The organism is Rhizobium sp. TBD182, assembly GCF_001950375.1.
Taxonomy (GTDB): domain Bacteria; phylum Pseudomonadota; class Alphaproteobacteria; order Rhizobiales; family Rhizobiaceae; genus Agrobacterium; species Agrobacterium tumefaciens.
In genome coordinates this window covers 185344-193374 of record NZ_BDLN01000010.1, presented here as the reverse complement: position 1 = coordinate 193374, position 8031 = coordinate 185344, and the positions used below count along the sequence as shown (strand labels likewise).

The window sequence follows — 8031 nt, the reverse complement described above, 5'->3', positions numbered from 1 at the left end:
ATGGCCAAGGATGATGATGAAAGTGACGCCGCAAGCAAGTAGGCTGACGACCACAACCTGTCGCAGCACGTTGGTCAGGTTGGCTTCGGTGAGGAACGTCGGGCTGAGAAGCGATGCCAGGATACAGATGCCGATGAAGATGAGCACCGTCCCGTATTTTCGGTAAATCTGCGCAAAGTCCAAATTGCTCAGCGGCGACGGCTTGGTGCCTTGTGTATCGCTCTTCGTTGCGGTTTCCATGCTCATCAGTGTCCTCCCGTTGCAAGGCGCATGACGCTTTCCTGCGACGCCTCGCTTCTTGTCAGTTCGCCGGCCACTCGGCCTTCGCTCATCACAACCACGCGGTCGCTCATTCCGAGAACCTCGGGCAGCTCCGACGAGATCATGAGGATCGCCAGGCCCTGGCGGGCAAACTCAGTCATCAATTTGTGAATTTCGGACTTGGATCCGACATCGATGCCGCGCGTCGGCTCGTCCAGGATCAAGAACTTGAGATCGCCCAGAAGCCATTTTGCGAGCACGATCTTCTGCTGGTTCCCGCCACTCAGATTTTCGACGATCATCTCCGTGTTCGGCGTTTTGATCTGCAGCATCTTGATCATACGCTGAGCGGCTGTTTCCTCCTGCCTTTCGCTGATGAACAGCCCGGAGGCAAATTTCTTCAAATTGGCGAGCGAGATGTTTTCTCCGACCGATCGGCAAAGCACGAGGCCTTCAGCCTTGCGATCTTCCGACACCATGGCGATCCCCTGCCGGATTGCATCCTTGGGAGAGGCAATCTTAACCGGCGCACCATTCAGGCGGATCGTGCCGCCGTCACTATGGTCCAGGCCGAAAATTACCCGGGCGACCTCTGTTCGACCGGCGCCGATCAATCCAGCCAATCCGACGATCTCCCCGGCGCGCACCGTGAAGCTGACATTTTCGAAGACGCCCGCGCGGCTGACATTGTCCAGTGAGAGCACCACATCGCCAATCGGCACCTCTTCCTTCGGGAAGATGCTCGAGATCGTCCGGCCGACCATTTGGGAAATCAGCTTTGTTTCCGTGTAGTCGCTGGATGGCCCTGCGGCGATGAACTGACCGTCGCGCATGACGGTTATGTCGTCGGCGATCTGGAAAATCTCGTCCATCTTGTGAGTGATGTAGATGATCGCAACGCCGTTTACCTTCAGGTCGGCGATCTGCTGGAACAGCATGGCAACTTCGGTGTCGCTGATCGCGGACGTTGGCTCGTCCATGATGACCAGCGAAGCTTCCCGCGATATTGCCTTGACGATCTCGACCAGTTGCATGGCGGCGATGGAGAGATCGCGCATCTTCGTGTCGGCCGAATATCTAAGGCCCAGCCGATCAAGAACTTTTTGCGTGTCGGAATTCATGCGGTTGAAGTCGACGAACGAGGCGAAAACGCCCTTCTTTCCAACAGTAGGCTCACGACCTAGGAAGATGTTCTCGGCGATCGTCATATCGAGGACAGGGCTGAGCTCCTGATGGATCATTGAGATGCCGCGGTCCAGCGCTGCGGCTGCATTTTGATGGTCGAGCTTTTCGCCTTGAAAGAAAATCTCTCCTTCGTCGATCGCGTATATGCCACTCAGGATCTTCATGAGCGTCGATTTGCCGGCGCCGTTTTCACCGACCAGGACGTGAACGCTGCCCGGACGCACCTTCAGGTTCATGCCGTCAAGTGCCTTCACGCCAGGGAATGATTTCGTAATCCCCCGCATTTCGAGGACATAGCCGCCTGCAGCGGCAGCCACCGCAGTGGCCGTGCCGTTCGTCAGTGTCATATGAGTATTTCCTCCGGAATTTCAGGCTCTCCCAAGCCCGGCGCCATGAGGCGACTTATCGGTGCGAGAACAATGGCCAATTCTTCAAAATCTGTCAATTTCGGTCTATTCTTTTCTCTCAAAAACGTTCAGAATGGCTTTCATGAAATGGGAGAATACATCTTGTCACGACCGACGATTGCCGACCTGGCTAAAGCAGCAAATGTAGGGATTTCAACCGTCGACAGAGTCCTCAACGGACGACAACCCGTGCGCCCCAAGACAGCAGACCTGGTGCTGGAGGCCGCCGAACGAATTGGCTTTCACGGCCTGACGGCGATCAAGCGGCGCATCGAGGCGGACAAGCCCGTTATTAAATTCGGCTTTCTGCTCAAGCAACAGCACCGCAAACTTTATCAGATGTGGAGTGAGCTTCTGACAAGATCGGTGGAGGCATTCCCTGATGCTCACGGGCGGGCGATCGTACGCTTCATGGACGATCTGAGCCCCGACAGGGCCGCAGCAGCCATTCATGCACTCAGCCGGGAGGCCGACGTCATCGGAATGATCACATCCGACCATCCTCAGGTCAATCACGCCATCGCGGACCTCTCTGCAGACGGCATCCCAGTGGTGACGATGATCTCGGACGTATCGGCACCCGAGCGGGCCGGCTTCGTTGGAAACGATTGTGCCAAGAAAGGGCGAACGGCAGCCTGGTTCATTGCCCACCTAAATTCTAAACCGGGCGAGGTCGCTGTCTACGTGGGCAGCCATCGCTATCTCGCTCAAGAACTATGTGAAATGGGCTTCAGGTCTTACTTTCGCGAAGCCGCTCCGAAGTTTCAGATGCTTGAGACATTGGCTACGATGGAGGAGCCTGAGTCTGCTTATCAATTCACCAAAAGGCTTTTGGCTTCGCAGGATCGGTGGGTCGGTCTTTATGTTGCAGGCGGCGGTGTGACAGGGGTCATGCGAGCCCTACGGGAGGACCGCAGCCCGAAAGCTCAGAGATTGGTTGTCGTGGCCCACGAACTGACAAACGAAACACGTGCTGGCTTAGCGGAGGGGTTGATAAAGGCTGTTCTTTCTCATCCTGCACGTCAATTGACAGAGACCTTAGTACGGACCATGGGAGATGCGGTGCTCAATAGAGCAGACTCATTTCCAATGACGCAAACTCTGCTTCCATTTGAAATTTACACCGCTGAAAACATTTAAGGAAGCCGCTCGAACCGTCAAAGGCGATAAATGCGGACTGCGAACTGGGGTCCATAAACTGCATTAACGCCACACTCTGCGACGTACTGGGGTTAAAGCACTCGTGATTTCAGCAGATTGAATGACGTGACGGACGGGCTCGTGGTTCGAATCCTATCAAGACGTCCGGCTACGTCATCTATTCTCATTTTTAGAGAGCGCTGCCGATCTATGAAGTCTTGACCGCCGCCAGAGCGCCCTTGATCGCGAAGTCTTTTGGCTGCGATCTCACCTTTTCTAGTGCTGCAATGGTGCCGATCGCAACTGAGTCAAACACCGGTATTTTGATCCGTTCACTCAGATCAGTTGTCAGAGCATGTCCGCCGAGATTGGTACTACAGATCAAAACGGCGTCCGGCCGTTCGCCTGCAAGTTCGATTGCCAACCTGACGATTTCGTCTGCTGGAACAGAAGAGGCTTCGAAATTATCACGTATGCCCAGATCGCGCCGCGCCACGATCGAGATGCCCTGCGTGGCGAAGGTCTTGACCAAATGCTCGCCTTCTCCCGCATCACCCTGTTGAAGCAGGGCGATCCTTTTCAGCCCCAAAGGTGGAGCAGTTTAGGGGTTTCGAGTGCCGTGGTCGTTGCGGTGATGCCCGTCTCTTCCTCGATCAGCGCGCAAAGTTGGCGATCCGGTTCGAAGCTGAGCAGAGCGCCACGCGTAGCATTCCAGAGAATGATGCCGGGCTTGGCCTGTGCCAACATCCTTGCCGATTGTAGGAAGGGTTGCAGGTCATATCCATCGGCCGGATGCCGGGTCCGAAAGCCAGAAAAGATCGCTCATCATGAACATCCTTGCTTTGAAACTCAAACAAGCAAGAATCATGCAATAAAGACAATTGTTTGATCGGGTCCCCATCCTAGGCACAGGCTAAACATGAAGTTGCATCAGGAATGGTATCAGATCCCATGGCACGGAAAATTCGATCACACATGAAAGGCGACGCAGATGCTACACTGGCGACAGTCGAGCATCGTCGCGATAACGCGCAGGGGTGCTGCCGCTCAATTTCTTGAAACTGCGACAAAAGGCGCTCGTCTCACTGAAGCGCATCTGCTCAGCAATCACGGGAATCGGGAGAGATGTGTTCGAGAGAAGCGTCTTGGCAATTTCTATCCGCACTTGATGTCGCAGGTCGATGAAGTTTACGCCCAGTTCGAGCAGCTTGCGTTGCAGGCTTCGCAGACTCATACCAAAATCGTTAGCTGCATCCTCAGCATCCACAGGCGCTCCCCGCACCAGCGCCGCTACAATCCACGCCTTGATGCTGGCGATGATATCAAGCCGTGCTTGGCCGTTGCTGATAACGTCGCTGATATCCGCTTCGATCCTGGCATGAAGCCGATCGTCCGCGCGCAGAATAGGAGCGTGAAGTTCGTGTGCGGGAAAATAAATGGCGTTCTCGCGGCGGCTGAAACGAAGTTTGCAGCCGAAATGTGACTGATAAGTCGGCAAATGCCCTTCGGCTGCATGCTCGAAGTCTATGCTGCTTGGTCGCCAATCATGGCCGATCGCAGCACGCAGCATCTTGCAGAACACGGTTTCCGTAAAGTCGGAATCCTGCGTGCGATTGCGCACCGTCATGTCGGTGATCGTATACGAGAAGCGCGCAATACCGTTATCTATAGTCAGAGCAGTGCGGGTATTGCTCTGCAGCACAGGAAAATAGCGGGTGAATTTTTCGATCGCCTCACCCACCGTGCCGGCCGAGCGGAAGAGCTTTGATAGGTCCCCCAAGCCATCGACTTCAAACAGCTTTCCGACATGAAGTCCAAGCAAGGGATCGCGTGTTCCTCTGCCGCTACATCAAGCAGAGCCGTGAATGTAGCGAGCGGCAGAAAGCGCTGATTGCCGAACAGCGCGCCGCCTGCCAGCCCGATCCGTGCCGCGATGACGGACCGGTCTATCCCATCCATCGTCGCCAGCGCCGTTTCGATCACCGTCGCGTCTATTACGCCCGAAGCTTCCATTGTCGCGCTCCTTCAAGCAGTGCACGAAGCAAACGGCGTGCCAGTTGGGATCACGATTTCAGCGCGTGAAGCACATCACCCCCACTGCAATCTGGCGCAAATTGTCAATTACTTCGTCGCCACGACGTCATAGCGTGAGCAGAAGCATCAATAGAAGGCCCCGTCCTGAGTACTGATCCGTTCGCCTTGCGTAACGGTCACTGTATAATGCTGTCTTTTAAAGATCTTTCAATCGAATAATAAACAATAGAAAAGGGGAATATGATGACGTTAGTTGAGGAAGATTTCAAACTTCGGAAGAATGCGGTCGGCATCTCGCACATCGTCTTCTTCGTTGTCGCCGCCGCAGCTCCTCTGACGGCCGTCGTTGGGGCGTCACCCGCTGCGTTTGCCTTTGGAAACGGCCCCGGCGTACCGGCCATGTACCTCCTGGTCGGCATGCTCTACCTGTTGTTCAGCGTCGGCTTCACCACCATGAGCCGCTTCGTCGGCAATGCCGGTGGGTTTTATCCTTATATCGCAGCGGGTCTCGGGCGGCCCGCCGGTGTCGCGGGCGCCTTCATCGCGCTGGTCACCTATTTCGCCATCGAAATCGCCGTGTTCGGTCTGTTCGGCTTCTTCGTCAATGACATCGTCAAGACGGCCGGCGGTCCAAATATCGCCTGGTGGGTCTTCGCTGTGGCCCTTGCGTTGATCGTCCATGTTTGCGGACAGCGCAATATCGAGTTCTCAGGTCGGCTTCTCGGCTATTGCATGATCGGCGAGATCGCCATCCTGGCGCTTTTCTCGCTGAAGGTGTTCCTCATGGGCGGCGGGCCGGACGGCGTGACGCTGGCAGGCTTCGGACCATCGGCCATCCTCGCGCCCGGTATGGGCGTGGCGCTGGTTTTCGTGGTTGCCTCCTTCATCGGCTTCGAGGCAACGGTGATTTTCGGCGAGGAAGCGAAGGACCCCAAACGCACCATTCCGATCGCAACCTATCTCGCCATCGTCATCATTGCTGTCTTCTACGCCATCGTCACCTGGGCGGTAGCACTGCACTACGGACCGGAAAATATCGCCGCTGAAGCCAGTGCCAACACCGCAACGCTTTACCTCACTGCCGTTCAGGCCACGCTCGGGCATACTGCGGGGATGGTGATGGACGCCCTGCTTGTCACCAGTCTGTTTGCCTGCGCGCTCTCATTTCACAATACCATCAATCGCTATTTCTTCGCGCTCGGTCGGGAAGGCATTGCCTGGAAGAGATTGGCCCGCACGCACAGCAAGCACCAGTCGCCGCATGTGGCGGGCCTTGTCCAGACGATCCTCATTGCCGTTTTCGTTCTGGCCTTCGCGCTTGGCGGACAGCATCCCTACGCCGTTGTATTCGCATGGATGGGCGCTTTCTCTAGCGTCGGCGTTCTTGTTCTGCAATCCCTCGTTTCGCTGGCCGTCATGGGCTTTTTCCACAAGGCTGCCAGTGGTGTGAGCCTATGGCACCGCGTCGTTGCGCCGTTTCTTAGCATGGCAGGGCTTATCGGGTGCCTGATCCTGATGATCATCAACCTGCCTCTCGTCAGCGGCTCGGAATCACTGATCGTTGAAAGCTTCCCCTTGCTGGTTGGCCTGACAGGTGCGTCGGGAGCGGCTTTGGCCATCTGGATGAAGTCCCGCAAGCCCGACGTCTACGCCAATCTCGGCCGCGCTTTCGCCTGAACCGGGCGCTTTGGCACTGTGAACCTCAAATATTGGCGGCACGTCGTCCCACGATCCGCCCTATCGAGCATGAAAAGGAATTTGACATGGATACCTGCTGCACGGCGTCACGGCGCCCAGCCTCGCCTGACGTCACTCATCCGCTCCAGTCTCTCACACCCGACGAAATCCGCCGCGCTGCGGCCATCGTCCGCACGAATCCGCCATATGGCGCTGACACCCGGTTCGAGACGATCCAGTTGCAAGAACCGTCACGCTCGGATGTCAGCGCCTTCCAACCGGGCGCAGGGATCGCCCGTAAGGCCTCCGTCAACGTCTTCAGCAGCAAGACCGTGAGCGTCACGAAAATGACGGTCTGCCTGGATAGCGAGACGATCCTTTCGGCGGAGGCTTGCCCCGGCCAACGTCCGATGATCCAGTTGGAGCAGTTCGTCGGGATCGAGGACATCGTGCGCGCCGATCCGGCCTTCATCGCCGCCTGCGCGAAGCGCGGCATCGCCGACATGTCGATGGTTTGCGTCGACCCGTGGTCGGCCGGCAATTTCGATATCCCCGGCGAGGAGGGGAGGCATCTGGCGCATGTCTTCGTCTGGCTGCGCCTGCGCGAGAACGAGAATTTCTACGCGCATCCGATCGAGGGCCTTAATGCCGTCGTCGATCTGATCGAGAACCGCGTGATCCGCGTCGATGACTACGGCGTGGTACCGGTTCCGATGATGGAGGTGAACTATGAGAACCAGTTCATCGAAACCTTTCAACCGAAAGCACGGCCGATCAATGTCGAGCAGCCCGAGGGCGTCAACTTCTCGTTCGACGGCAGGCGCCTGAACTGGCGCAACTGGTCGCTCGTGGTCGGCTTCAATGCTCGCGAGGCCCTGACGCTACATGACATCCGCTTTGACGGCCGACCTATCGCCCATCGCGCCTCGATCGTCGAAATGACCGTTCCCTACGGCAGCCCCGACAACGGTCATTTTAGAAAGAACGTGTTCGACATCGGCGAATATGGCATCGGCAAGCTGGCCAATTCGCTGAAACTGGGATGCGACTGCCTGGGCGTCATCCAGTATCTCGACGTGCACCTGAACACGATGGACGGCGAACCGTGGACGATCGAGAAGGCGATCTGCGTTCACGAGGAGGATTCCGGCCTGCTGTGGAAGCACATCGACTTTCGCACCGAGCGCACCGAGATCCGGCGCGGCGCCAAGCTGGTGATTTCAACCATCTGCACCGTCGGTAACTATGAGTATGCGCTCTACTGGTATCTCTTCCTCGACGGCATGATCGAGTTCGAGGTGAAGGCGACCGGCATCATCAATACCGC

Annotated in this window: 7 protein-coding genes and 2 pseudogenes; 4 read left to right on the top strand and 5 right to left on the bottom strand. The window is 56.7% G+C overall.

What is annotated here, in order from left to right; genetic code table 11:
- Window positions 1-246, bottom strand: a pseudogene (gene rbsC, locus T18_RS27910) (ribose ABC transporter permease); the annotation flags it as partial.
- Window positions 246-1793 carry a sugar ABC transporter ATP-binding protein gene (locus T18_RS23330; RefSeq protein WP_046205677.1) on the bottom strand — a complete coding sequence of 516 codons (1548 nt, stop codon included), beginning with the start codon at window positions 1791-1793 and terminating at the stop codon, window positions 246-248. The gene T18_RS23330 and the pseudogene rbsC, both read right to left, overlap by 1 nt.
- 162 nt (window positions 1794-1955) lie before the next feature.
- On the opposite strand from T18_RS23330, the gene T18_RS23325 reads away from it, so the two are divergent.
- Window positions 1956-2993, top strand: coding sequence for a LacI family DNA-binding transcriptional regulator (locus tag T18_RS23325; RefSeq protein WP_038497564.1), 1038 nt, complete (start codon window positions 1956-1958; stop codon window positions 2991-2993).
- A gap of 208 nt (window positions 2994-3201) precedes the next feature.
- Here T18_RS23325 and T18_RS23320 read toward each other — a convergent pair whose 3' ends face one another.
- The 3 genes from T18_RS23320 to T18_RS23315 form a co-directional block, all read right to left on the bottom strand.
- Entirely contained in the window at window positions 3202-3525 is a 324-nt protein-coding gene (locus T18_RS23320; RefSeq protein ID WP_038497181.1) for a hypothetical protein, read from the bottom strand.
- Between the two features lie 47 nt (window positions 3526-3572).
- Window positions 3573-3737 (bottom strand): hypothetical protein, encoded by a 165-nt coding sequence (locus T18_RS27055; protein WP_158319049.1) that lies wholly within the window; start codon window positions 3735-3737, stop codon window positions 3573-3575.
- 250 nt (window positions 3738-3987) lie between these two features.
- Window positions 3988-4815, bottom strand: a complete 828-nt coding sequence (locus tag T18_RS23315; protein WP_038497178.1) for an AraC family transcriptional regulator — start codon at window positions 4813-4815, stop codon at window positions 3988-3990.
- An 8-nt stretch (window positions 4816-4823) separates the two neighbouring features.
- Here T18_RS23315 and T18_RS23310 point away from each other — a divergent pair, with 8 nt between their 5' ends.
- From T18_RS23310 to T18_RS27905, 3 genes and pseudogenes are all read left to right on the top strand, one after another.
- Entirely contained in the window at window positions 4824-5075 is a 252-nt protein-coding gene (locus tag T18_RS23310) for a hypothetical protein (RefSeq protein WP_139322526.1), read from the top strand.
- Between the two features lie 195 nt (window positions 5076-5270).
- Entirely contained in the window at window positions 5271-6704 is a 1434-nt protein-coding gene (locus T18_RS23305) for an APC family permease (protein WP_046205699.1), read from the top strand.
- Between the two features lie 86 nt (window positions 6705-6790).
- A pseudogene (locus T18_RS27905) lies at window positions 6791-8031 on the top strand (tyramine oxidase); the annotation flags it as partial.

Coding starts and splice junctions, on each gene's coding strand:
- T18_RS23305 (WP_046205699.1), top strand. CDS start 5,271: ATGACGTTAGTTGAGGAAGATTTCAAACTTCGGAAGAATGCGGTCGGC.
- T18_RS23330 (WP_046205677.1), bottom strand. CDS start 1,793: ATGACACTGACGAACGGCACGGCCACTGCGGTGGCTGCCGCTGCAGGC.